Below are 24,385 nucleotides of genomic sequence, written 5' to 3'. Positions count from 1 at the left end.
ATGAATGCTTTACTGGTCTTGCATTCTTTTGCCCTGCTCCTTCCTTATCCTCTTGATATTTTCGTCCCTTTCTTGGCGAATTTGTTGTTGCGTCTTTGCCGGTGTTATTTTCGACTCAATCCGACGCGACCTCGACTGTTGACCTGCTGTACCACCAGGCAACGGTTCTTGAGGGTGGTTCAGGTTGCTCTTGTATATCCTGGTTGCCTCTTCGTCAGCCGTTGGTGATTTGTTAGAGGAGGTTCGGTCACGGGGGGTGTAATGACTTGCCTCTGAATCAGAGGAGGCACCGTCGTAATCCGGTTTAGGAGTCGGAGGACGCGAATCGGAACCCTGTTTTGTGAGTTGATTGGTTCGCGGTTGTCCAGAACCTCGATTTAACCCTGATCCGGAAGCCTTCTGAGTCAACGCGCCACTTTTCGTTACAGAGGGGCTTTCCATCCCAGGGGGCACTGGTCTGGTCTTGGGAGTTGGTGAGGAAGGTCGACCATATATCCTATACTTAAACATGTGCCCTGATGGATCGTCTCCATTCATGGGGTCTCCCTTACCATACCCATAGCCATTGAATCCCGCTTCCCCAAAAGGACTCCAGCTATCCCAGCCAAGAAACCTCATCAACACGCTGCTATAGGCCCGATAGCCGTTACCCAGAAGCTGCACTCCAGTCTGCCCTTCGCTGAGCATGCCGTTGTAACCGATATGAGTACTCACAGGTTTCTCGGCACTGCGATGTCCGTAGGCCGTAAAGCGAATGCGATTGGGCACGCCATCACTGACCTCACTGAGCACATTATTATTCTGGTCACCGCCCAGCATCAGGGCTTTTTTCCAGCACCTTCCTGATGCTCTGCGAGCAATACACCAGCACCACGTACGAAGGTATTGTTGTTGTCGTTATCCTCGACCAGATTCGCCAGCTCATCCCCCTGATAGAACCGCTGCACTTTCACGCTACCATTGTCGTGCACCGCCAGCGTATCCAGCGGGTTGTAGCCATAATAACTCGGTGCTTCTCCAGGCAAGGCACTGACGGACTTCAACCGCCCCACTTCGTCGTATTCCAGGTTGCGTCCTTCTTCATCGACTTTCATATGGCCGTCGGCGTCATACGAGAGCCGTATTTCGGGAGGATAGCCGGGCACACCCGAATTGGTCACTTTACTCAACTGCACGGGGTCGAGCGTATCGTAGGTATAGACTGCAGTATTGACCCCTTCGGATGATGTAGTTTGTACGCGAGTGATGTTATCCAGCGCATCGAACTTGAACAGTTGACTGATAATGGCTTTACCGTAAGGGTCTACTGGCGGTTGCGTGCCCTCACATTGGTAAAGCACCAGGCGTCCACGCGGATCGTAATCGTAGGTTTCCTTACGCAACAACGTCTGGTTTGGGCCTTCAGTCAATGTTCTTTCTACCAGAGCGTCGACTTTGTTATAAACCTGGGTGAGCACTTGAATAACGCCATTAAGATCGAACTGCCTTTTTATTTCTCGGCCCAGTCCGTCGTAGTGCAGGCTGATAGTTACATATTGATTGCTGCCGCTGTCCTGGGTACTGATGGTTTGCGTCTGCCCCAAGCTATCATAGGTAAAATTCGAAGAAGTTGTACCCAAAACGGTACCCAGCAATTGATTGCTATTTTTTTTATAATCAAACGTCTGAGTCTGTTTCAATACATCGGTGTAACTCCGTAAAAGACCTTGTCGACTAAAATCATAATGCATGACCCAGGACTGGTTACCCTGGACACGTTCTTCACTCTTCACTTCACCGGTCGAAAAGTACTGACGTTTGAGTTCCAGGCCATCCTCCACGCAACTCAACAGACGCGCGTTTTTACCATCGCGCTGATAAGTCGCGGGAGTTTTACCAGGCAAACGTCGAACGCTAGGCTCGTCCGTCAGTTGGGAAACATACTCGAATTCAATGACTTGATTGCGAGCATTGGTCTTAGTGGCAGGCTGGGTCTGCCCTGGCTTGTACGTAAAGTATTGCGTGCGGCCGCCGGTGGTCGAGTCCGTTAACAGACCCAGTCCATTCCAACTCTGTTCGCCCAGTACAACTCCGTCAACACTGATTTTTGTTGGCAGGTCTTCAGAGCTGTGGTCGGCGTAATGACGCTGGACTTTGGCACCGCCGGGAAGTGTATTAATGGTTAATCGGTCGAAGTTATCGTATTCAAAAAGCGTGGTTTCATCACGGGCATCGGTTTCCCAAGTGGTTCTGCCAATCGCTCCAGGCCCGCAAACGTTCACTGCGCAGGAACTTTTCAGTGCCACCCTCACTGATATTGCAGGCAAGGCTTTTCGGGTCGGGCTTAGCGGTACAGTCATTCAGGCTCATTGTGGCAGTAACACGGTCAGCGCAGACCCCGTGCAATTGGGGGATTGGGATCGGGCCGACTTTACCGCTCCCGGCTATACCACTAACGCCGTCCCGTTCAACATCACCCTGCGCGCGTGTGTCGCGGACCCTGCGAACCTCAACATTGCCAAGGCACACATTCGTTTCGAAGGCACCGGTGGATCACTACCCGTCACGCCGGCGATTCCCGGGGTGTTCAGCCTGACACCTGGATCCAGTGCCAAAGGTGTGGGCATTCAGTTGCTCAAGCGTGACGAAGTGACGCCTGTGGAGTTGAATGCAGATATCGAGACAGAACAGCTCATCAACGGTGAGACAAGGACTGCGCCCTCCTCCTCACCTTCATTGGCCAAGAGCGTGGCGCCCGATTTCGCCTTGTTATGCGTGTGAACCCTGAATTTCCCGGGTTTCAAAAATTGGTCCGGATGAACCTTCAGTTGATTCAACTCGTAAACTCGTCTCACCTCGGCCATTGCCTGAAACGCTTTCAGCGCGTACCACCAGCGCCCCATGGGCTCGGCCACGATGAACTTCTCCACCCTTGCAAGTTACGTCACCTTGTATAAGACAGGACCTATATTGTCCCAGACGTCAATAAACAAATTGATACCTGCATCGAGTGACGCCCTGGGAAACAGCCCTGGCGGATTGCCCGGTAGCGTGACGGGCGCCACGTCGGGGGACGGAAACGGATCCGCCTTGGCACGCCCTGGCTCTCGCAGGCTCCAGGGTAGAAGGGGTTGCTTTCTGCCGTCACTTGCCATGATGTCGCTCTCCCATTCGAATCGTTCAAGCCACCGCGAGCGCAATGGCTCCATGTCTGTCTGGCAGATCGATACAGTCGGGCACGGCAATCACTCCCCCTTCGCTCTGCGAGGCCGCTTGGGCCTTGGGCGAATTAGGCAGCAGTTTTACAAATTGCGATACTGTCAGAGTTGACAGGTGGATACTTATACACACGCAGTGAAAGCTCACCGATTGCCGCGTGTAGACAGCGCAAGTTCGGCTCTTAACACTGTTGCGACCAACTTGTTTAAGCGCGTTTAAGACAGTTTCTTGAAAGCTACAAACCCTTGCGTCGTTGCCTACGCTTACGCCAGAATCCGCCGGCTTGTGCGCCTTGGGGCCACTCGGTAACTTGATTCGCGTCACTGGTTGTCAGTGATCGGGTTTAGCAGCTCGGGGTTGTAAGCAAGTTGCACAAGCGCTGTCAGTCAGGCATTCCCATGCCTGCACTCGATGGTGGCTGTGCGCAGGGCGCCTTCGGGCGCGCCGGCTTTGCTAGCTTCCCCGGTCTGCTAACCTGCGCACAGCTGCCTCCCTCTCGTTTAGCAGCAAGAGGCTGGGCACCTAATCAGGAAGCAAGCGTATGTTCAAAGTCACACCGAATCCCCCGGACACCGATCCGACCTCTCCATACGAACCCGATTCAAACACACTCAACGAAGCCGCCGAGCGTACCCTCGACTTCCCCTCCACCGCCGACATCAAAGCCACACCGCGCACACCCAGCACCCTGTTTACCGTCGACCCGACGCTCACCACCGAAACCCTGATGGTTTACCTGGTCGAGACCCTGGCGTCGGTGGATGTGATGGTGCATCAGTTGGTCGATCATCTGGAGGGTGGCGATCGCCATGCGTTGTTGGGGATTTCCAACAGCGTGATGCTGGCCGAGATCACCGCCAACCGGGTACTGGATCAGATAGACCCACCGTAAAAACTGTAGGAGCGAGCTCTGCTCGCGATGGAGGTCCAGACAACGCGATCGCTCAGGCAGGACGCGTTGTGGGAGCAATGCTTGCTCGCGATTGCGGTGGTTCAGTTGGCATCCATGTTGGCTGAACCGCCGCCATCGCGAGCAGAGCTCCTTCCTACAGTGATCCCAGGCGCCACACCCGCGCAATATCACTCGCCCGCTCACGCAACAAACGCGGTGCGTCGCTGCAGGCCTGCTCCAGTGTCATCGGCCCGCTCACCAAGGCAAACGCGGCATCAATGCCGTGGGCGTACAGCGCCTGATAGTCCTCGCCCAGGGTGCCGGCGATGACGATCACCGGCACGCCCTGTTGTTTGGCAAAACGCGCGACGCCAAACGGGGTTTTGCCACGCAGGGTCTGGGCGTCGAAACGGCCTTCGCCAGTGATCACCAGGTCAGCGCCCTTGATGTCTGCTTCCAGACCGATCAGTTCGGCCACCACCTCGACACCGGCCTTGAACTGTGCCCCCAGAAACGCCTTGGCGGCAAACCCCAGGCCGCCTGCCGCACCACTGCCCGGTTCGTCACGCACGTCCTTGTTCAGCGCTTTTGCGCAATGATCGGCGAAGTGACTGAGGGCGTGATCCAGCAGTTGAACCTGTTCCGGTGAAGCACCTTTTTGCGGACCAAAAATCGCCGAGGCACCGTGGGGGCCGCACAGCGGGTTGTTCACGTCGGCTGCAATGTCGAATCGCACGTCGGCCAGTCGCGGATCGATGTCGCTCAGGTCGATGCGAAACAGTTGAGCCAGTGCGAGGCCGCCCGGTGCCAATGGCTGGCCTTGGGCATCGAACAGTTTGACGCCCAGGGCTTGCATCGCCCCTGCTCCGCCGTCGTTGGTGGCGCTGCCGCCAATCGCCAGAATGATGCGCTGTGCGCCTTCGTCGAGGGCGGCGCGAATCAGCTCGCCGGTGCCGTAGGTGCTGCTGATGCACGCATCGCGCTTGTCGACCGGCACCAATTGCAAGCCACTGGCCTCGGCCATTTCGATGATCGCGGTGTGGCTGTCGGGCAACCAGCCCCATGTCGCGTTGGCCTGCTCACCCAGTGGACCGCGAACTTCCAGACGCTGACGTTCCCCGCCGCACGCCGCCAGGATTGAATCAACTGTCCCCTCGCCACCATCGGCCATCGGGAACTTGATCAATTGCGCATCGGGCCAGACTTCTCGAAGCCCCAATGCAATGGCGTCTGCCACGCCCTGCGCGCTGAGGCTGTCTTTGAACGAGTCGGGGGCAATCACGATTTTCATGGGAATTCTCCTGTTCCAATGTCTCCATGCTGCCAGTCGGCAAAAACAATAACGCCAGTCCGCTGCACAAGTGGCTATGGGGATTATTGTTCATTTCCACAAAACCCTGGGATTGCACAATCCACTGTAGGAGCGAGCTCTGCTCGCGATGGAGGACCGGGCAACGCGTTCATTCAGGAGGGGCGCGTTATCGTTGACGTCCATCGCGAGCATGCTCGCTCCTACAGGGGTGGAGGGTGGTTATGGATGGGGGAGCAGTTGCACGCCCAGGTAGAGGGCGAGCATGCCATCGAGGCGCAACGGGTCGACGCCGCTGAGTTCGGCGATTCGTTCCATACGGTAGCGCAGGCTGTTGCGATGGATGCCCAAAGCGTCGGCGCACGCCTGGCTCTGGCCGTCGTGGTCGCACCAGCTGCGCAGGGTCGCCAGCAGTTGGCCGTTATTGTCCTTGGCGATCACTTTGCGCAAGGGGTTGAGCAGTTCATCCAGCGCATCATCGTTGCGATGGCGCCAGAGCATCACCGGCAACCGATAGCGGTTGAGGGTCAATACGCGTGACTGGGGCAATACTTCGCGCCCATACGCCAGCAGGTCGCCGACCCGGCGATAGCAACGCCGCAAACCCGACAGCCCTTCGGCCTGCCCGCCCACGGCAACGCGCAGGATGTTCCAGTGCAAACCCTCGAGTTTTTCCAGCAGGCGTTCGTTCTCGATAGCCTGGCTGGCCGGGCGACACCACAACAACGACGACTTGGCCGAACTCACGCACCAACTGTCGGGGTAGCGGCTGGTCAGCCAGGCACTGAGCGCCTCGACGGTTTGCCCCGGCCCGTGCTCCGTACCCAGTTCGAACAAGTACGGTACCCGCGTCATCTGCGGCTTGAGCCCCAACTGCTGCGCCTCGTCGATCAACCGGGGCGAATCCCCGCCTTCGCTGAGCAGCAACGCCAGCAGGTCATCGCAGCGCTGGCGCCGCCATTGCTGCTCGGCCTGTTGATTGCGCTGGCCCACCAGCATTTCGGCGGTCATGCGCACCAGCTCGGCGTAGGTGCGCAATTGGTCGGGTTCGCCGGTGATGCCCAGCACGCCGATCAGGCGCTGATCGAGCATCAGCGGCAGGTTGATGCCCGGTTGCACGCCCTTGAGATGGATCGCGGTCTGCGCGTCGATCTCCACCACGCGCCCATTGGCCAGCACCAGTTGCGCGCCCTCATGGCGGGTGTTGACCCGATCGGGCTCACCGCTGCCGAGGATCAGGCCCTGGCTGTCCATGACGTTGACGTTGTACGGCAGGATGGCCATCGCGCGGTCGACGATGTCCTGGGCCAGGTCGTGATCGAGTTCGAACATGACGGGGTTCCTTGAAAAGGTGACTGTTCAGCCGCACAGGCCTTGATTGCAAACCCTGTGCTCAAGCACAAAGACAGCAGCCATAAGCGTGGCCGAGACTCACAGGGCGATCAACGTTACCCTTTGCATCGCAAAAAATCATAAAAAGAGAGAGCCCGCCATGTCACAGAGCGCCGCCGCTACCCAGGCCATCGTTGACGAAAAAAATGCCGTCTACAAACGCATTACCCTGCGTTTGATCCCCTTCATTTTCATCTGCTACCTGTTCAACTACCTCGACCGGGTGAACGTTGGATTTGCCAAGCTGCAGATGCTCGACGCCTTGAAATTCAGTGAAACCGTGTACGGCCTCGGGGCCGGGATCTTCTTCATCGGCTACGTGCTGTGCGGCGTACCCAGCAACCTGGCGCTGACCCGATTCGGCCCACGGCGCTGGATCGCGCTGATGATGATCACCTGGGGCACGCTGTCGACCTGCCTGCTGTTCGTCACCACGCCCACCGAGTTCTACACTTTGCGCCTGTTCACCGGTGCGGCCGAAGCCGGGTTCTTCCCCGGCGTGGTGCTCTATCTGTCGCAGTGGTTCCCGACCTTCCGCCGTGGCCGCATCATGGCGCTGTTCATGTCGGCGATTCCTGTTTCCGGTTTGCTCGGCAGCCCGTTTTCCGGCTGGATCCTCAACCACTTCGCCGCCGGCCAAGGTGGCCTGGCCGGCTGGCAATGGATGTTCCTGCTGCAAGGCATCCCGACCGTGATCCTCGGCGCCCTCGCCTATTTCCTGCTCAGCGACAGCTATGCCAACGCCAAATGGCTCACGCCGTTCGAGCGTTCGGTGCTGGAAGCCGACCACGCCGAGGACCTGGCGAACAAACCGAAAACCACCACAGACTCACTGGCAGCAGTGTTCAGGAACCCGGCGATCTGGGCCTTCGGCCTGATCTATTTCTGTATCCAGAGCGGCGTCTACGCGATCAACTTCTGGCTGCCGTCGATCATCAAAAACCTGGGCTTCAGCGATAACCTGGTGATTGGCTGGTTGAGCGCGATTCCGTACCTGCTGGCGGCGGTGTTCATGTTGCTGGTCGGCCGTTCGGCGGACCTGCGCAAGGAGCGTCGCTGGCATTTGGTGGTGCCAATGCTGATGGGCGCTGCCGGTCTGTTGATCGCCGTGAACTTCGCCGCCCACCCGGCCATCGCCATCCTCGGCCTGACCATCGCCACCATGGGCGCCCTCACCGGCCTGCCGATGTTCTGGCCGGTGCCGACTGCGCTATTGAGTGCCGGCGCCGCTGCGGGTGGTCTGGCGCTGATCAACTCCATGGGCCAGATGGCCGGTTTCCTCAGCCCGTACCTGGTGGGCTGGGTCAAGGACAGCACCGGGTCGACCGATGCAGCGCTGTATCTGCTGGCGGGGCTAATTGTCTGCGGCAGCGTGCTGGCATTGCGCATGACGCGGACCTTGCGTAACTAGTGACATCCGGGCGCCGGAGCCTGGTGGCTACGGCGCGCCTAGTAGATTTGATAGTCGATTTTGCACGTTTGCGCGCCTAGGCTGACACTTCAAGTCACAACGTTGTCCGGATCGGCTCTCTTGAATCCCTGGAAGCCAGCCCGAGTATGTGTGCACACCTTCACTCAGGCAGGACAACCCCATGGCACTGATCGACGACGTCGAGGCTGTTTGTACGCGCTTGGCAACTGACAACGGTTGGCACGCGCTGCTGCTACACCACGGGCTTGATATCAAGGCTCGCCCGTTGGCGGCAGAACTGAACAAGACGTTATCCGTGGATCGAACCCTTGAGGGGTTTGCGGATTTCTCTTCACACGGACAACGCGGCATTGAAGCCGCGAGCCCGTCGCGCAGCCTTCTGTACCATGCGCTCGCCTCGCCCAATGTCGTCACGGACCCCAATGGCAACCCGCTGCGTCTCTTCCCGAGTGCGGCGGAAATCGATCGGGTGTTGAATTACGTCTATGGCCTGCGGTTGCCATCACTGGCTGATCTTCAGCAGGAAGCCGGGGCCGGTACGCCATTGGCCATTGTCGTGTTTGCCGCCCAGTACCAGCCGGCGCCCGACACCGGGCATCGAAAACATGCCGACCTGTGTTTCTCCCGAACAGGCATTGCGCGTGTGGGAACGGCACCTGCGCGATACGACGTGGCACGTCGCGGTTTTTTGCCGTGGGTGGCCAACGACCCAAAAGCCATCTGCGTCACCCCGGCGCGTTATTACGCTTATATCGCTATGCAAAAAACGGGGGATGCGCCTGGCTTTGGGCCGTGGCCCGTGCAGCCTGGTGATGAAAACGAGCCCTTCTGGGCGCCCCTGCACAAACTGTTTAGCGGCCCTGAATGCCTCGCCGGGATGAATGTGCAGGTAGACCTGGTACTGAATCACATCAATGAAAAACTCCGCCGTTTTCATCTCAGGTTCCCCGCTTCAACGATCGGGCAACCGGACTTTTCCCAGCCACCGTTCACCCTGAAAAATGGCCTGGTTGAATGGGCAGACGAACAGGAGTACGGCGAAGGCTTGTTGTCCCCTGTGCCCAGGCCTCGACTGGTGGAAGAAGCCGTCCATGAGGGGCAAGCGTTGTTTTTCTCGATCCCGCCCAATCCTCAGTACAACGGCTACATCATTAACCGACGCTACAGACAGGCTAAAGATGGCTCCGTCGAGGATCTGAACCTGAACCCTGATGTGGTGCAGATCGTAAAGGACGGCGGTTACAACGCCCTTCACTTCAGTGACTTCACCGCCGAAGGATCGATCCTCGCGACGTGCCCGCAACTGGCGGGCATGATGAACAGTGTGGCGGCTTACTCGCTGGTCTCAGCCCCCGATTTCTACCCGGAACTCACCCAGCGGTCGTTGCTTGACTGGAGCGACAGACAAGCATTCCCCCAACCTTTTTTCGGTGCCAGCCTCAAGGTGCTGTCGGACAGGCGAGTGGCTGGCAACCCCGACCTGGAGGGAGGGCACTTCCCGCCGGGCGACAAGGGAATCGCGGCCGTTGTCTCGCATGTCCTGGACGACGCCGCGCCGTGCAACATGGCTGGCGTCGGTTCCGCGCGACGTCACACCTGGATAGGCTTCGGTGCAGGAGGCTTTTTCAGCCCCGGCTGGGATATCAGTGGAAATGGGTTCAACCCCACACACTTGAACTCCCACGAGCTGGGCTGCCCCTTTACCGAAGACATCCGGATTTGCGCTTCGATTGGCGGCTTTTGGGCCGCCGTGTCGCCAGACAACTCCAATGCCTTTGAACCCACCAACGACTGGATTTCGATCATACCGTTGACGGACCAGGAAAGAGGTTCGTGGGACGGCACCCCTTCGCCGACACTGATTGACCTCGGCAAGGGCAATCACGTCGTTGAATATCAAAACTACGTTTTCACCGACTACACCAAAAATGCCCTCGCCGGCCTACTGTCGGTGCACCACCTCGCCCAGACAGCGGACGCGGATTACCAAGCGCGAATCCTGACGATGCATAACGCATTCAGGGCGCTCGGGGCCATCACCCGTCTGCAAAAAAATGGCTGGTCCGTTCTTTCTTTCACTAAGACCCTGCGGCCCGATGCTGAGCTCGACCAGGCCGAGTCGGCAACAGGGATGGTGCTGCCGGCACCGGTTCACCGCTATCGAATCTACAAAAGCGACATCAATCAGACGACAACACCGGCCCACGACTTCACCAAGCGTCATGTCGTCGTCATCGAAATGGTGGATCTGTTTGTCTGCCCGTCCGCTTCACTGGTCAAGCGCGAACAGTCTCCATGGCAAGCGTATTTCCATGTACAGCCATGATCTGGTGATCATTGGCGGCGGCCCGGCAGGCAGCGCAGCGGCGATTCATTGCGCCCAACAGGGGTTAAGCGTGGCATTGCTGGATCAATCGGCGGTTTGCCGGGACCACCCCGGCGAAACTTTGCCGCCGGGGATCGAGCCGTTGTTGCAGCAGCTCGGCGTTGATCTTCCGGCGTTGGCGGGCGATTGCATCCGGCATGCCGGTAATTGGGTGCATTGGGGGGCGCCCCGTCACTTCAACCGGTTTGGCGGTGAGCCCCATGCTCCATGGCAGGGTTTTCAGATTCCACGACGGCTGCTGGACAATCTGTTGATCAACCGCGCTCAGGCACTCGGTGTAGAGGTCGTTCGACCTTGTCGTGCCTCAAAGGTCATCCTCAAAGACAACGCCGTGGCCGGCGTGGAGACCGAGCGAGGGATATTCCATTGCGCCCGGTTGATCGACGCCAGTGGCACCAAGGGTTGGCTGGCGCGGCAACTGGCGCTCAAGCGTGACGCGTATTCACCGCCCTTGCTCGCAACCTACGGTTATGCCCGGGGCACAGATGCCGTATGCGATGACGCGCCCGCGATCATCGCCGACAAGGCTGGCTGGTACTGGCTGGCTAGAATTGGCGCCAGCAGCTACGCCTGGACCCGTTTGAACTTCGATTGTCGCCAGTCGAACCTGCAACCGCCAGCGCCATTCGCGCACCTGCATCATCTGGGCAAGGCACGCGGCGCCGATGTGACGTGGCGCGCCTGCCTGCAATGCGCCGGGGCGGGTTATTTCATCGTGGGTGACGCGGCTTCGGTGCTTGATCCGGGAACGTCCCATGGCGTGCTCAAGGCCATCATGTCGGGGATGATGGCTGGTCATGCCGCCGTTGAATGTCTTGCCCATCCCAGACACCAGCACTCGATCCTGAACCAGTACCGCCACTGGTTGAACCATTGGTTCGTGCGGGACATGAAAAAGCTGCGTGATCTTTATGCCATGCACCCGCTCCCCCCTGACTGGCTGACCAGCGCGCCGATATTTCATTTTGATACGCAGGACGTTTCTGGTATCTGATGGGGTCTTTCCCTCCGGCAAAAGGACTTCTCCATGAGCTACCGCACGCTGGGCCATTCGGGCCTGCAGGTTTCCACCCTGACCCTGGGCACCATGATGTTCGGCGAACAGACCGGCACGGAAGAGTCCCTGCGCATCATCGACAAGGCCTGGGACCAGGGCATCAATTTCATCGACACCGCCGACGTCTACACCCACGGCCGCTCCGAGGAAATCGTCGGTGAAGCGATTGCCGCTCACCGCCATGAATGGGTGCTGGCGAGCAAGGTGGGTTTCGGTCCGGTGGACGGTGTGCCGAACCGCAGCGGTTTGAGCCGCAAACACATCTTCAACGGCATCGACGCCAGCCTGACACGCCTGGGCACGGATTATCTCGACATCTATTACCTGCACCGCGAAGACCACAACACCCCACTGGAGGTCACGGTGTCGGCCATCGGCGATCTGATCCGCCAGGGCAAGATCCGCTATTGGGGGTTGTCGAATTACCGGGGCTGGCGCATCGCCGAGGTGATTCGCGCGGCGGAAAAACTGGGCGTCGACAAACCGGTGATCAGCCAGCCGCTGTACAACATCGTCAATCGCCAGGCGGAAACCGAGCAGATCACCGCCGCACAAAGCTACGGCCTGGGCGTGGTGCCTTACAGCCCGCTGGCGCGTGGCGTGCTCAGCGGCAAATACGCGCCGGATGTGACGCCGGATGCCAACAGCCGTGCCGGGCGCGCCGACAAGCGCATCCTGGAAACCGAATGGCGCGTGGAATCTCTGCGTATTGCCCAGCAAATCCAGCAATACACCCAGGATCGCGGCGTGGGCATCGTTGAGTTCGCCATCGCCTGGGTGCTGAACAACGCCGCCGTCACCTCGGCCATCGTCGGCCCCCGCACCGAAGCCCAGTGGGACGCCTACACTAAGGCGCAGTCGGTGAAGATCACGGTCGAGGATGAGGCCTTCATCGACTCGCTGGTGACACCGGGGCACGCGTCGACGCCGGGGTTCAATGATGTGAGCCATTTTGTCTCGGGTCGTAAACCCCACAACACCTGAAAAAAGTGGGAGCGGGCTTGCTCGCGAAGGCGGTTGGTCAGTCAACATCAATGTTGAATGTCAGTCCGCTTTCGCGAGCAAGCCCGCTCCCACAGGACTTCGGGTGCTTTCGGGATGTTGAAAATTCTGATCATCCGGACAATATTCACAACAAAAACCACGTATCCTCCGCACCCCGTTTCACGTTCGACTTCGCGAGGACAGCTTGTCAAAAGGTATCGCTCTATCGGTTTCAGCCTCGGTGCTGTTTGCCGTCATGTATTACTACACTTCGCTGCTCAGCCCCTTGAGCGGCGTGGAGATTTTCGGCTGGCGCATGCTTCTGACCGTACCGTGCATGACGGTGTTCATGCTGGTGTCCGGCGAATGGCGGCGTGTGGTCGGCCTGGTGCGCCGGTTCAGCGCCCAACCCAAATTGATTGGCGTCCTGGTCGTCTCGGCGGCGCTGCTGGGCGTGCAACTCTGGCTATTCATGTGGGCGCCGCTCAACGGCTACAGCCTGGATGTGTCGCTGGGCTATTTCCTGTTGCCGCTGGCCATGGTCCTGACCGGGCGCCTGGCCTACGGTGAACGGCTGTCGTACCTGCAAAAGGTCGCGGTGTTCTTCGCCAGCCTCGGCGTGGTCAATGAGTTGTATCAGGTCGGCGGATTCTCCTGGGCGACCCTGGTGGTGGTCGTGGGCTATCCGCTGTATTTCGTGGTGCGCAAATGGCTGAAGACCGACAACCTCGGCGGCCTCTGGGTGGACATGACCCTGATGCTGCCGGTCGCGTTCTGGTTCGTCTACGGTGGCGAACAAGGCTTCGGCGTGTTCGATCAACACCCGGCCTTGGCCTGGCTGATCCCGCTGCTCGGCCTGATCAGCGCCTCGGCGCTGGTGGTCTACATCATCGCCAGTCGCTTGCTGCCGTTCAGCCTGTTCGGTTTGTTGAGTTATGTGGAGCCGGTGCTGTTGCTCGGCGTGGCGTTGCTGCTGGGGGAAAGCATCAAGCCCGGGGAGTGGCTGACCTACATTCCGATCTGGATGGCGGTGCTGGTGTTGGTGTTTGAAGGGTTCAAGCACCTGATGCGTCATCGCAGACCTTAAACATACAAAATAAATGTGGGAGCGGGCTTGCTCGCGAAAGCTGAGTGTCAGACGACATTTCTGCCAACTGACATTCCGCTTTCGCGAGCAAGCCCGCTCCCACAGTTTTTAGCGGTAGATCGGATTATTCGGTGGCAAGCACGCCACGACGCACCTGATCACGCTCGATCGACTCGAACAACGCCTTGAAGTTGCCTTCACCGAAACCATCGTCGCCTTTGCGCTGGATGAACTCGAAGAACACCGGGCCCATCAGGGTTTCCGAGAAGATCTGCAGCAGCAGGCGCTTGTCGCCCGACTCGGAGGAGCCGTCCAGCAGGATGCCCCGTGCCTGCAGTTCGCCGACCGGCTCGCCGTGGTTTGGCAAGCGGCCTTCGAGCATTTCATAGTAGGTATCTGGCGGCGCGGTCATGAAGCGCATGCCGATGCTTTTCAGGTGATCCCAGGTCTTGACCAGGTCGTCGGCCAGGAACGCGACGTGCTGGATGCCTTCGCCATTGAACTGCATCAGGAACTCTTCGATCTGCCCGGCACCCTTGGACGATTCTTCGTTCAAGGGGATGCGGATCATGCCGTCCGGCGCGGTCATGGCCTTGGAGGTCAGGCCGGTGTACTCGCCCTTGATGTCGAAGTAACGAATCTCACGGAAGTTGAACAGCTTCTCGTAGAAATTCGCCCAGTAAGCCATGCGACCGCGATACACGTTGTGCGTCAGGTGGTCGATGATCTTCAGGCCGGCACCGACCGGGTTGCGGTCAACACCTTCGAGGTACACGAAATCGATGTCATAGATCGAGCTGCCTTCGCCGAAACGGTCGATCAGGTACAGCGGCGCGCCACCGATGCCTTTGATCGCTGGCAGGTGCAGCTCCATCGGGCCGGTCTCGATGTGAATCGGCTGCGCGCCGAGTTCCAGGGCGCGCTTGTAGGCCTTTTGCGAATCCTTGACCCGGAACGCCATGCCGCACACCGACGGACCGTGCTCGGCCGCGAAGTACGAGGCCACACTGTGCGGTTCGTTGTTGAGGATCAGGTTGATCGCGCCCTGGCGGTACAGGTGCACGTCTTTGGAACGGTGGGTCGCGACCTTGGTGAAGCCCATGATCTGGAAGATCGGCTCCAGGGTGTTCGGTGTTGGCGATGCGAATTCGATGAACTCGAAGCCCATCAGGCCCATTGGGTTTTCGTATAAATCTGCCATGGTTGGCGCCTCATCATTCTTATCAATTAACAAAGGTTAGTTGCTAGCAATGCTGAGACCGGTGGGTGGCGCGCAGGAGATGCCCCGCACGCTGCGGGCGAGAAAGTCACCGTAGATCAGTTGAAACCCAAAACTCTTCATTGTCGACCCAAGGCTCTTGCGGGCGAGGCTTCTGCTGCCAGAAGACGTTTATTCTTATATGCGTAACCTGATTCTACACAGCGTAAATCAGTTTGTCCGCCTTCTCTATAAAATCCGCTTTTTTCCCACGGACGCAAGGGGTTTGTTGCACAGGAAAATCCCCGCCAGGATCAGCCCTCCTCCCACCCCCATGGCCAGGGTCAATTGTTCACCCAGCAGCAGCGCGCCCATGAGCACGGCGGTCAAGGGGTTCAGGGCGATGAACACGCCGGAACGGGTCGCGCCGATTGTGCGGATGCCGTCGTAATAGCCGATGTAGGCCAGCGCCGAGCCGAGCACGCCCAGGTACATCAGGCTCAGCCACTGTGGCGAGCCGAGGCTGGTGAGTGCCGCCAGGTTCAACTCGCCGCGAATGGCGCAGGTGAGCCAGAGCATCGCCGTGCCCAGCAGAATCGAATACGTCACCGTCTGCACCGGTCCCAGGCTTTGGTTCAGCTCCCGGGAACACAGCGAATAAATGCCCCAGCCCAACACGCAGCCGCCAATCAGTAAATCACCGACCCAGGCATCGGCATGGCCCACAAGCAATGTCGGGTTACGGCTGACGATCACCAGGCTGGCGCCGCCAATGCAGAGGGCGATGCCCACAACTTTCGCCCGACTCAAACGCTCCTTGAACAGCAGCCAGGAGGCCAGCCCGATCACTGCCGGGTTGAGCGCCACGATCAACGACGCCCGAGAGGCGTTGATGTAGTGCAGGCCGTAAAAGAAACAGAGGTTGTAAAAGAAGATCCCGAAAAAGCCCAGTAGTGCCAGTTGCAACCATTGCCTGCGACCTGGACGCACCAGCGGTACGCGGGCCAGCAATAAAAAAAGCAACAACGCGGCGCTGGCCAGGAGAAACCGCAGGCTGGCGGCCAACAACGGGCTGAGGCTGTCAGCCAGATACCGCCCCGCCACGAAAGTCCCGCCCCAGATCACCGTGACCGCCGCCAGCTTCAGGTAAACCGGCAGACTGGCGGCATGGGTCAGGCTCTTCTCACACGTTGTCATAAGTCCCCAGGATTGCTTATCGATCGGATGACGTATGATTAAACTAATACTTAGTCATCGTAAAATGAGCATTCACTCATGACCCTCACTCAACTGGAGATCTTTTCCACCGTCGCCGAGTTGCGCGGATTCACTTTGGCGGCCAATCGGTTGGGGATCAGTCAATCGGCGGTCTCTCACGCGTTGAAATCCCTGGAACAGGAACTGGGTGTCGAGCTGCTGCATCGCCATCAATCCCGGGTTGAACTGAGCGACATCGGCCAACAGTTGCTGCTGCGCGCCCGGGCCATGCTCGGCCTGGCCAATACCTTGCGCCAGGAAGCGGCGGATGCCCGGGGCATGAAGCGCGGGACATTGCGCATCGGCTCGTTCGGCCCGACTTCGTCAATCAAGCTGCTGCCCTTGATCCTGGCGCAATACCGCGCGGCGCATCCGGGCATCGAGGTGCACATTGATGAAGGCCCGGATCGCCAGGTGATCCAGTGGCTGGAAGAACGGCGCATCGATATCGGCTTTGTGGTGCTGCCGGACGAACGTTTCGACACGGTGGCGCTGATTGAAGACCGGATGGTCGCGCTGCTGCCGCTCAATCATCCGCTGGCGACTGAGCCAAGCGTCAGTTTGAGTGACTTGTGCCATGACCCTTTTGTATTGACCGAAGCCGGCTCGTCCGAACTGGTGTCACGGTTGTTCAACGCAGCCCGGCTGACGCCCAACATCCGCTTTCGCTGCTCGCAACTGCTGAGCACCCTGGATACGGTGAGTCGCGGCGATGCATTGACGGTGGTCGCCGAAGGCTCGCTGCCCGCGCACGACGAGGGCCGCTACGTGAAAAAGAACCTGTCGCCCGCCGTCGCCCGACAGGTCGGCCTGGCGCTGCTCGACCGGCGCCAGGCATCACCGGCGGCATTGGCTTTCTTTGACCTCGCCCGACGGCTTGACTACCGATGAGCGGCGCAATTGGCAGCGGCCAACTATCATGGATCCATTCTGAGTTCTTTTTGGAGGGCGTTCCCCGCCGCCAGCATTTGAGAGCCCTCTTTCATCGTTACAGGTTTCGCGAATGCCACTGAAAGCCAAGACCCGCAAACGCAGCATCAGGATGGCTGTGACCCTCGCCAGTGGATTGCTCCCGGTCGTGCTGGGCGTTGGCATCCTTTATATGCAGGCTGGGCGGGCACTCCAGCAAAGCACTGAACACACCGCCGAAGAGGCCATCCGCCAGTTCGAACTGATGCTCGACAACACCGCCCAGGCGGCGCGCGAACTGCTGCCGCTGGCCGGACAAAGTTGCATCGATGTCAACCTGGCCTTGCGCGAACAAGTCACCCGGCGACCGTTCGTGCGTTCGACCAACCTGGTCTGGGACGACACCATTTATTGCAGCTCGCTGTTTGGCGACTTTCACGAAAAGATCGCCTCCGGCGACTATGCCGGCGGCCGCCTGCAGCTGATGAAAGGCAACCCGGTCACGCCTGACACGGCCTTGCTGGTGTATCGGCTGGGCGAAGGCAAACGCGGCGCGATGAGCACTCTGGATGGTTACCACCTGAGCAACGTATTGCGCATGATCGGTAGCCACACCTTGCTGGTGCTGCAAGTTGGCTCCGAATGGTTGTCCGCCGACGGCCAGTTTCACCAAGGTACCGCGCCGGACTTTGCGGTGGCGCCAAGCACACTCGACTCTTCGCGCTATGCCTTTGGTGTAAAGGCCGGTTTTCCCGAAGGTGAAACCTGGCGCTACATGAGCAGCGAATACCCGGCGCTGTTCAGTTTGCTGATCTTTTTCGGCGCGGTGTCCGGCCTGATCGGCTACTTACTGCAGAAGCGTTCATCTTCACCGACCCATGAAATGAAGCGTGCGCTGGAAGCGGCGGAGTTCGTGCCGTATTTCCAGGCAGTCGTGCATGGCGACAGCAAAAAGGTCTCGGGCATCGAGGTGCTGATGCGCTGGAATCATCCGAAAGAAGGCCTGGTGCGCCCCGAGCTGTTCATCCCCTTTGCCGAACATTCCGGGTTGATCGTGCCCATGACCCGCTCCGTGATGCAGCAGACCGCCGCGTTGCTCGCGCCGCTGTCCGGTTCGTTCCAGGAGCCCTTCCACATTGGTATCAACATCACCGCCAGCCATTGCCAGGACTTTGAGCTGGTCAAGGATTGCCGCGAGTTCCTGGCGGCTTTCGTCCCGGGCTCGATCCACCTGGTGCTTGAGTTGACCGAGCGCGAACTGATCGAACCCACGGCCATTACCCACCAACTGTTCGAGCAGATGCACGACCTGGGCGTGTTGATCGCCATTGACGACTTCGGCACCGGTCACTCCAGTCTCGGGTACTTGCGTCAATTCAATGCCGATTTCCTGAAAATCGATCAGAGCTTCGTCGCGATGATCGGCATCGACACACTGTCCAGCCACATCCTGGACACCATCATCGAACTTGCAATCAAACTCGATATGGCCATGGTGGCCGAAGGTGTGGAAACCCAGGCACAAAGTGATTACCTGACTGCGCACAAGGTGAACTTCCTGCAAGGCTATCTGTTCGGACGACCGATGCCTGGCGCGGAGTTCATTAGTGCATTAAGTGACCATTAACTAGAGATTTGCGGCGACGAGATGGCGATACCCTGCACCCTTTTGAATCAAAACACTGCTCTAGTTACATGAAAAAAAAGACATGATTTACTCTTGGGCCATTAACTACTACAATTTTTCATGCCTGCCGTAATTTGGCAGGTGAGCCACTAATCACCGAGTCGCTTCAAGGCTCCTGGCTTGTAGCTTTGTTTGCGGTTGGTTTCAGCCAAACACACTATTGGAGTAAAGATATTGTCCAGACTCGCTGAATTTCGTGCAGCTGAAAAGGCCCTTCAAGAACAGCTCAAGCAGCTTGAGTCGCTGAAGAACGATGCCGGGCTCAAGAAAGAAATCGAATTCGAAGAAAAGCTCCAGGGGCTGATGAAAACCTACGGCAAGAGCCTGCGTGACATCATCGCCATCCTCGACCCGAATCCGGCAAAATCCGGCCTGCAACAAGCCGCGGCACCTAAAACCCGCCGCGCTCGCGTGGTCAAGGTTTATCAGAATCCGCACACGGGTGAACTGATTGAAACCAAGGGTGGCAACCATCGCGGCCTGAAGGCCTGGAAGGAACAGTACGGTGCCGGCACCGTGGATTCCTGGCTGCGCGGCTAAGCACTCGCGTTATAAAAAAGCCCTGCCAATGCAGGGCTTTTTCATGAATACCCTCTAAATGCAACGATATTCAGCGAGCAACTCGCTACTTGCCGACTAACTTTGTACTTAATCCATTTGGGTATCTAAACATTTCGCCACTCGCCGCAAAGCCTGCAGCTACTAAAGTCTTGTTTAAAGTTTCAACGCGTTACGAGCCGCTTCTATTTCATCCTGGCTGGCTTTATAAGCCTCGGCCTGTCCCGCATAGGAAAGAACGTAGGCCTTATCGGCATCCACGGCAGCAACCAATGTTTGAGACAGCACGTGACGACCGTTTTGCGTGATGGTGCAGGTGGTTTCCAGCGCCGATAAACGGCTCAAGGTAGTCGGATGAATCCGGTTGCAAACACTTTGATAACCACCTTGAAAGAAGTCTTTCTGCACCGACTTGCGCATCTCCAGCAGTACACCTTCCAGATTCACCTGATGACCGCTTTGCACCTGGGACATGGTCAATTCCATGACCATCACCGGCGTGCCGCCCTCATCGTTTTTCACCGCGCGCTGGCGGGAAACCCCGGAAGCGCCATCGCCCTGTGCAACCTCTTCAACCTGCCAGCCGGCGGGCCAGGTCATGACCGGCGCCTCGGCGTGAGCGATGGCAACTGCACACAGCATGCCCACCAGGATGAACGCCGGTTTACCGAATCGAATCATTGCCATGCACACTCAGGTTTGGAGCCGTAAAGTCTGAGCCCAGGCAAGCGTTCAGGCAATAGTGGTCGCTTAGGGTTTGGTGATGTCCGAGCCCTTGCGTATCATGGCCGTCATCGTCAGCCCCACTTATTTTCCGGAGGGCCCATGAGCCTGCACGAACTGAACACCTTCCCCGGCGTCACCGCACAACCCGACGCGGCGACGCATAAGTTTGTCTTCAACCACACCATGTTGCGTGTGAAGGACATCACCAAGTCCCTGGATTTCTACACGCGCATCCTCGGTTTTACGCTGGTGGAAAAGCGCGACTTCCCGGAAGCCGAATTCAGCCTGTACTTCCTCGCACTGGTCGATAAGGACCAGGTCCCGGCCGACGCCGCCGCGCGCACCGAGTGGATGAAATCGATCCCTGGCATCCTCGAACTGACCCACAACCACGGCACCGAGAACGACCCGGACTTCGCCTACCACAACGGCAACACCGACCCACGCGGCTTTGGCCACATTTGCATCTCGGTGCCGGACATCGTCGCCGCGTGCGAGCGCTTCGAGGCACTGGGCTGCGACTTCCAGAAACGCCTGAATGATGGCCGCATGAAGAGCCTGGCGTTCATCAAGGATCCGGATGCTTACTGGGTGGAAATCATCCAGCCCGCGCCGCTGTAAAAGATCGCAGGCTTCGCCAGCTCCTACAAAAGCAAAGCTCGGCTCGGAACTGTAGGAGCTGCCGCAGGCTGCGATCTTTTAAAGCCGACACAAAAAACCCCATGATCGCTCATGGGGTTTTGTGTTTTCAGCGTCAGCGATTATGCCGGAGCCGAAGTGCGGATCAGGTGATCGAAGGCACTCAGGGAAGCCTTGGCGCCCTCGCCCACCGCGATCACTATCTGCTTGTAGGGCACGGTGGTCACATCGCCGGCGGCGAACACACCCGGTGCCGAGGTTTCACCACGGGCATCGACAATGATCTCGCCACGCGGCGACAACTCGATGGTGCCTTTGAGCCAATCGGTGTTGGGCAACAGACCGATTTGCACAAAGATTCCCTCAAGCTCCACGCTGCGTAACTCGTCGGTCTGACGGTCCTTGTAGCGCAGGCCGTTGACCTTCTGGCCATCGCCGGTCACCTCGGTGGTTTGCGCGCTGGTGATCACGGTGACATTCGGCAGGCTGTGCAGCTTGCGCTGCAATACCGCGTCGGCGCGCAGTTGCACATCGAATTCCAGCAGCGTCACGTGGGACACGATACCGGCCAGGTCGATGGCCGCTTCGACGCCGGAATTGCCGCCGCCAATCACCGCCACGCGCTTGCCCTTGAACAGTGGCCCGTCGCAGTGCGGGCAGTACGCCACGCCCTTGTTGCGGTATTGCTGCTCGCCCGGCACGTTCATTTCGCGCCACCGCGCGCCAGTTGCCAGGATCACGGTTTTTGCCTTGAGCTTCGCGCCGCTGGCGAAGTGGATTTCATGCAGCTCGCCGTTCGCGCCGGGCACCAGCTTGTCGGCACGTTGCAGGTTCATGATGTCAACGTCGTACTGCTTGACGTGCTCTTCCAGGGCCACGGCCAGTTTCGGGCCTTCGGTCTCCTGGACCGAGATGAAGTTCTCGATGGCCATGGTGTCCAGCACCTGGCCACCAAAACGCTCGGCCACGACACCGGTGCGGATGCCTTTACGAGCCGCGTAGATCGCCGCCGACGCACCGGCCGGGCCGCCGCCGACCACTAGCACGTCAAAGGCTTCTTTCGCGCTGATTTTCTCGGCCTGGCGCTCGATGCCGCTGGTGTCGATTTTGGCGATGATTTCTTCCAGGCCCATGCGGCCCTGACCGAAGTTCACACCGTTCAAGTAGATGCTCGGCACCGCCATGATCTGGCGCTCATCGACTTCCGCCTGGAACAGCGCGCCATCGATGGCGACGTGGCGGATGTTGGGGTTCAGCACGGCCATCAGGTTCAGCGCCTGGACCACGTCCGGACAGTTCTGGCAGGACAGCGAGAAGTAAGTCTCGAAGTTGAACTCGCCCTTGAGCGAACGGATTTGTTCAATGACTTCGACACTGGCCTTCGAGGGGTGACCGCCGACTTGCAGCAAGGCCAGCACCAACGAGGTGAATTCGTGGCCCATCGGGATGCCGGCGAAACGCAGGCTGATATCCGCGCCGGGGCGATTGATCGAGAACGATGGCTTGCGTGCATCGTCACCGTTGTCGAGCAAAGTAATCTGGGTGGAAAGACTGGCTACGTCTTTCAGCAGTTCAAGCATTTCACGGGATTTCGCACCGTCGTCGAGGGAGGCAACGATCTCGATCGGCTGGGTGACCCGTTCCAGGTACGATTTCAACTGGGCTTTAAGATTGGTGTCCAACATACGGGCGATTTCCTTAATTTTTTGAAACAAAAGCCTGAGGCGAAAAAAAGCCCGAGCGAATCTCGCCCGGGCTTTTCTGTTGGGCGGTGCAGCTTACTGAGTAGGTGCGGAGTTCCGCCCTGGGTTACGCGTCACAGACTTAGATCTTGCCGACCAGGTCCAGGGACGGAGCCAGCGTGGCCTCGCCTTCTTTCCACTTGGCTGGGCAAACCTGGCCTGGGTGGGCAGCAACGTATTGAGCAGCCTTGATTTTGCGCAGCAGCTCGGAAGCGTCACGACCTACACCACCGTCGTTCAGCTCGACGATCTTGATTTGGCCTTCAGGGTTGATCACGAAGGTGCCACGGTCAGCCAGGCCAGCTTCTTCGATCAGCACGTCGAAGTTGCGGGAGATGGCGTGGGTCGGGTCGCCAATCATGGTGTACTGGATTTTGCCGATGGCTGGCGAAGTGTTGTGCCAGGCTGCGTGAGCGAAATGAGTGTCGGTGGAAACGCTGTAGATTTCGACGCCCAGCTTCTGGAAGGCGTCGTAGTTGTCAGCCAGGTCTTCCAGCTCGGTTGGGCAAACGAACGTGAAGTCAGCTGGGTAGAAGAATACGACCGACCACTTGCCTTTCAGGTCAGCGTCCGAGACTTTTACGAAGTCGCCGTTTTTGAATGCGTCAGCTTTGAACGGTTTTACTTGGCTGTTGATGATAGGCATCGATGACTCTCCGTCAGGGGTTGTGAAGTTGATGGAGTGAACTTTACCCACTCGACGGACGGATGGCTCATTGGCAAACCTGATGCTGCTGATTGGCTTTCGCTATTAGCCATGGGTATTAATAGAAGAAAATTGAATTTACGGTGCCAGCGGTTTTTCCGGCAGGCGAGCCATGCCCTGGAACGGGCTGGCCTCGATGTAGCGCATGGCCGACTTCATGTCTTTCCAGCCCACATAGCTCATTAATGACTTCAGGTCCCAACCGCTCTGATGCGCCCAGGTGGCAAACCCGCGGCGCAGGGAGTGACTGGTGTAGAGCTCGGCCGCGATCCCTGCCCGCTCCAGCGCCTGGCGCAACAAGGGAATCACGCTGTTGGCGTGCAGGCCTTCTTCGCCCAGGTTGCCCCAGCGATCAATGCCGCGAAAAACCGGCCCTCGCACCAGAGCGGCTTCGCCGAGCCAGGCGATATAGGCCTGCACCGGGCATAACCGCTGTAGCGCCGGGGTCTGATAAGTCTTGCCAAGGTTTTCACGGTCACTCTTGCTGCGCGGCAGATACAGGGTGATACCGGAGCCGGCCGTGGCTTGCACATGCTCGACCTGTAAGCGACACAGTTCGTCACTGCGAAAACCACGCCAGAAACCCAGCAGGATCAGCGCCATGTCGCGCCTCGCACGCAGCAATCCTTGACGATCACCTTGAGCCAGGGCGGTCTGTGCTTCTTGTTCCAGCCAGTCAGTCACTTGTTCCAGGTGCTGAAGCTGCAACGGTTCGGCCTGTTTTTCCCGGACCGGATGCAGCGCGCGAATGCCCTTGAACACCTTGCGCACCACCGGCGCCTTGGTCGGGTCGGCGAAGCCCTGACTGTTGTGCCACTGCGCCAGCGCCGACAACCGCAGCTTCAAGGTATTGATCGACAGCACACCCGCATGGGCAACCAGATAGCGCGCCACGCTGTCACCCGTGGCCGGCAGGAAGCCGCCCCAGGACACTTCGAAATGCTCAATGGCCGCTCGATAGCTGCGACGGGTGTTGTCGCGCGTGGCGGCTTGCAGGTAACGGTCCAGCTCACTCATCACAATCTCCCCTGTAGGAGCGAGCATGCTCGCGATGGGTGTGAACGATAACGCTGGCTGACAGATACCCCGCGGCGCTCTCAGATTTTTCGCGAGCGTGCTCGCTCCTACAACAGGAGGGTTGTGTACGGCAGATGGGCGAGGAAGGCATTGGAATGGCTCTGACACGGGGTAATACCAGTATATCCCGTGTCATAAACAAGCTGCAT

The 24,385-nt window shown here is 58.6% G+C and carries 21 protein-coding genes; 11 read left to right on the top strand and 10 right to left on the bottom strand.

The genetic code is table 11. The features are described from left to right. Positions 1 to 9: 9 nt before the first annotated feature. Complete coding sequence (locus F8N66_RS13355) at positions 10 to 819, bottom strand: RHS repeat-associated core domain-containing protein (protein WP_150770606.1); 810 nt, start codon at positions 817 to 819, stop codon at positions 10 to 12. Continuing rightward, positions 819 to 2,339 (bottom strand): RHS repeat domain-containing protein, encoded by a 1,521-nt coding sequence (locus tag F8N66_RS13350; protein WP_150770605.1) that lies wholly within the window; start codon positions 2,337 to 2,339, stop codon positions 819 to 821. Before F8N66_RS13350 ends, F8N66_RS13355 begins: the two co-directional genes overlap by 1 nt. Positions 2,340 to 2,379: 40 nt before the next feature. Between F8N66_RS13350 and F8N66_RS13345 the strand changes: the two genes are divergently transcribed. Together F8N66_RS13345 and F8N66_RS13340 are read left to right on the top strand one after the other, a co-directional pair. Beyond that, on the top strand, positions 2,380 to 2,760 hold the full coding sequence (locus tag F8N66_RS13345) for a fimbrial protein (RefSeq protein ID WP_150770604.1): 381 nt from the start codon (positions 2,380 to 2,382) through the stop codon (positions 2,758 to 2,760). A 979-nt stretch (positions 2,761 to 3,739) separates the two neighbouring features. After that, the gene (locus F8N66_RS13340) at positions 3,740 to 4,090 is read left to right on the top strand and encodes a DUF6124 family protein (RefSeq protein WP_150770603.1); all 351 of its coding nucleotides are present in this window, start codon (positions 3,740 to 3,742) and stop codon (positions 4,088 to 4,090) included. Positions 4,091 to 4,244: 154 nt separating this feature from the next. Here F8N66_RS13340 and F8N66_RS13335 read toward each other — a convergent pair whose 3' ends face one another. Together F8N66_RS13335 and F8N66_RS13330 are read right to left on the bottom strand one after the other, a co-directional pair. Then, positions 4,245 to 5,381: a glycerate kinase gene (locus F8N66_RS13335; protein ID WP_150770602.1), complete on the bottom strand. Its 1,137-nt coding sequence runs from the start codon at positions 5,379 to 5,381 to the stop codon at positions 4,245 to 4,247. Between the two features lie 240 nt (positions 5,382 to 5,621). Then, positions 5,622 to 6,731 carry a sugar diacid recognition domain-containing protein gene (locus tag F8N66_RS13330; RefSeq protein WP_150770601.1) on the bottom strand — a complete coding sequence of 370 codons (1,110 nt, stop codon included), beginning with the start codon at positions 6,729 to 6,731 and terminating at the stop codon, positions 5,622 to 5,624. Between the two features lie 160 nt (positions 6,732 to 6,891). On the opposite strand from F8N66_RS13330, the gene F8N66_RS13325 reads away from it, so the two are divergent. From F8N66_RS13325 to rarD, 5 genes are all read left to right on the top strand, one after another. Next, positions 6,892 to 8,202: an MFS transporter gene (locus tag F8N66_RS13325; RefSeq protein WP_150770600.1), complete on the top strand. Its 1,311-nt coding sequence runs from the start codon at positions 6,892 to 6,894 to the stop codon at positions 8,200 to 8,202. A gap of 181 nt (positions 8,203 to 8,383) precedes the next feature. Further along, positions 8,384 to 10,549 (top strand): hypothetical protein, encoded by a 2,166-nt coding sequence (locus F8N66_RS13320; protein ID WP_150770599.1) that lies wholly within the window; start codon positions 8,384 to 8,386, stop codon positions 10,547 to 10,549. Further along, the gene (locus F8N66_RS13315) at positions 10,536 to 11,603 is read left to right on the top strand and encodes an NAD(P)/FAD-dependent oxidoreductase (protein WP_150770598.1); all 1,068 of its coding nucleotides are present in this window, start codon (positions 10,536 to 10,538) and stop codon (positions 11,601 to 11,603) included. The genes F8N66_RS13320 and F8N66_RS13315 overlap by 14 nt, the downstream gene beginning before the upstream one ends. Before the next feature lie 33 nt (positions 11,604 to 11,636). After that, a complete protein-coding gene (locus F8N66_RS13310; RefSeq protein WP_150770597.1) occupies positions 11,637 to 12,650 on the top strand; it encodes an aldo/keto reductase in 1,014 nt (337 codons plus the stop codon). A gap of 205 nt (positions 12,651 to 12,855) precedes the next feature. After that, positions 12,856 to 13,737, top strand: a complete 882-nt coding sequence (gene rarD / locus F8N66_RS13300) for an EamA family transporter RarD (RefSeq protein ID WP_150770596.1) — start codon at positions 12,856 to 12,858, stop codon at positions 13,735 to 13,737. Positions 13,738 to 13,861: 124 nt separating this feature from the next. On the opposite strand, the gene hppD is transcribed toward rarD, so the two are convergent. Next, on the bottom strand, positions 13,862 to 14,938 hold the full coding sequence (hppD, locus tag F8N66_RS13290) for a 4-hydroxyphenylpyruvate dioxygenase (protein WP_150770595.1): 1,077 nt from the start codon (positions 14,936 to 14,938) through the stop codon (positions 13,862 to 13,864). 246 nt (positions 14,939 to 15,184) lie between these two features. Next, complete coding sequence (locus tag F8N66_RS13285; RefSeq protein ID WP_150770594.1) at positions 15,185 to 16,132, bottom strand: DMT family transporter; 948 nt, start codon at positions 16,130 to 16,132, stop codon at positions 15,185 to 15,187. 78 nt (positions 16,133 to 16,210) lie between these two features. Here F8N66_RS13285 and F8N66_RS13280 point away from each other — a divergent pair, with 78 nt between their 5' ends. The 3 genes from F8N66_RS13280 to F8N66_RS13270 all read left to right on the top strand — a co-directional run bounded on the left by F8N66_RS13280 (position 16,211) and on the right by F8N66_RS13270 (position 19,328). Further along, positions 16,211 to 17,083 carry a LysR family transcriptional regulator gene (locus tag F8N66_RS13280; RefSeq protein ID WP_150770593.1) on the top strand — a complete coding sequence of 291 codons (873 nt, stop codon included), beginning with the start codon at positions 16,211 to 16,213 and terminating at the stop codon, positions 17,081 to 17,083. A 112-nt stretch (positions 17,084 to 17,195) separates the two neighbouring features. Then, the gene (locus F8N66_RS13275; protein WP_150770592.1) at positions 17,196 to 18,728 is read left to right on the top strand and encodes an EAL domain-containing protein; all 1,533 of its coding nucleotides are present in this window, start codon (positions 17,196 to 17,198) and stop codon (positions 18,726 to 18,728) included. Positions 18,729 to 18,962: 234 nt separating this feature from the next. Beyond that, entirely contained in the window at positions 18,963 to 19,328 is a 366-nt protein-coding gene (locus F8N66_RS13270; protein ID WP_150770591.1) for a histone-like nucleoid-structuring protein, MvaT/MvaU family, read from the top strand. Between the two features lie 174 nt (positions 19,329 to 19,502). On the opposite strand, the gene F8N66_RS13265 is transcribed toward F8N66_RS13270, so the two are convergent. Continuing rightward, positions 19,503 to 20,027, bottom strand: coding sequence for a DUF4946 domain-containing protein (locus tag F8N66_RS13265; protein WP_150770921.1), 525 nt, complete (start codon positions 20,025 to 20,027; stop codon positions 19,503 to 19,505). A 144-nt stretch (positions 20,028 to 20,171) separates the two neighbouring features. Here F8N66_RS13265 and gloA point away from each other — a divergent pair, with 144 nt between their 5' ends. Further along, on the top strand, positions 20,172 to 20,693 hold the full coding sequence (gene gloA, locus F8N66_RS13260; RefSeq protein ID WP_150770590.1) for a lactoylglutathione lyase: 522 nt from the start codon (positions 20,172 to 20,174) through the stop codon (positions 20,691 to 20,693). Positions 20,694 to 20,833: 140 nt separating this feature from the next. Here gloA and ahpF read toward each other — a convergent pair whose 3' ends face one another. The 3 genes from ahpF to F8N66_RS13245 all read right to left on the bottom strand — a co-directional run bounded on the left by ahpF (position 20,834) and on the right by F8N66_RS13245 (position 24,176). Further along, positions 20,834 to 22,396, bottom strand: a complete 1,563-nt coding sequence (gene ahpF / locus F8N66_RS13255) for an alkyl hydroperoxide reductase subunit F (protein WP_150770589.1) — start codon at positions 22,394 to 22,396, stop codon at positions 20,834 to 20,836. 139 nt (positions 22,397 to 22,535) lie between these two features. Beyond that, positions 22,536 to 23,099: an alkyl hydroperoxide reductase subunit C gene (gene ahpC, locus F8N66_RS13250; RefSeq protein WP_007975937.1), complete on the bottom strand. Its 564-nt coding sequence runs from the start codon at positions 23,097 to 23,099 to the stop codon at positions 22,536 to 22,538. Between the two features lie 138 nt (positions 23,100 to 23,237). Beyond that, positions 23,238 to 24,176, bottom strand: a complete 939-nt coding sequence (locus F8N66_RS13245) for a site-specific integrase (protein WP_150770588.1) — start codon at positions 24,174 to 24,176, stop codon at positions 23,238 to 23,240. Positions 24,177 to 24,385 lie beyond the last annotated feature (209 nt).

Source organism: Pseudomonas fluorescens (assembly GCF_902498195.1).
In the GTDB taxonomy this organism is placed as follows: Bacteria; Pseudomonadota; Gammaproteobacteria; order Pseudomonadales; family Pseudomonadaceae; genus Aquipseudomonas; species Aquipseudomonas fluorescens_BU.
Note: the sequence above shows the minus strand (reverse complement) of the source record. Positions and strands in the feature narration are given on the sequence as shown.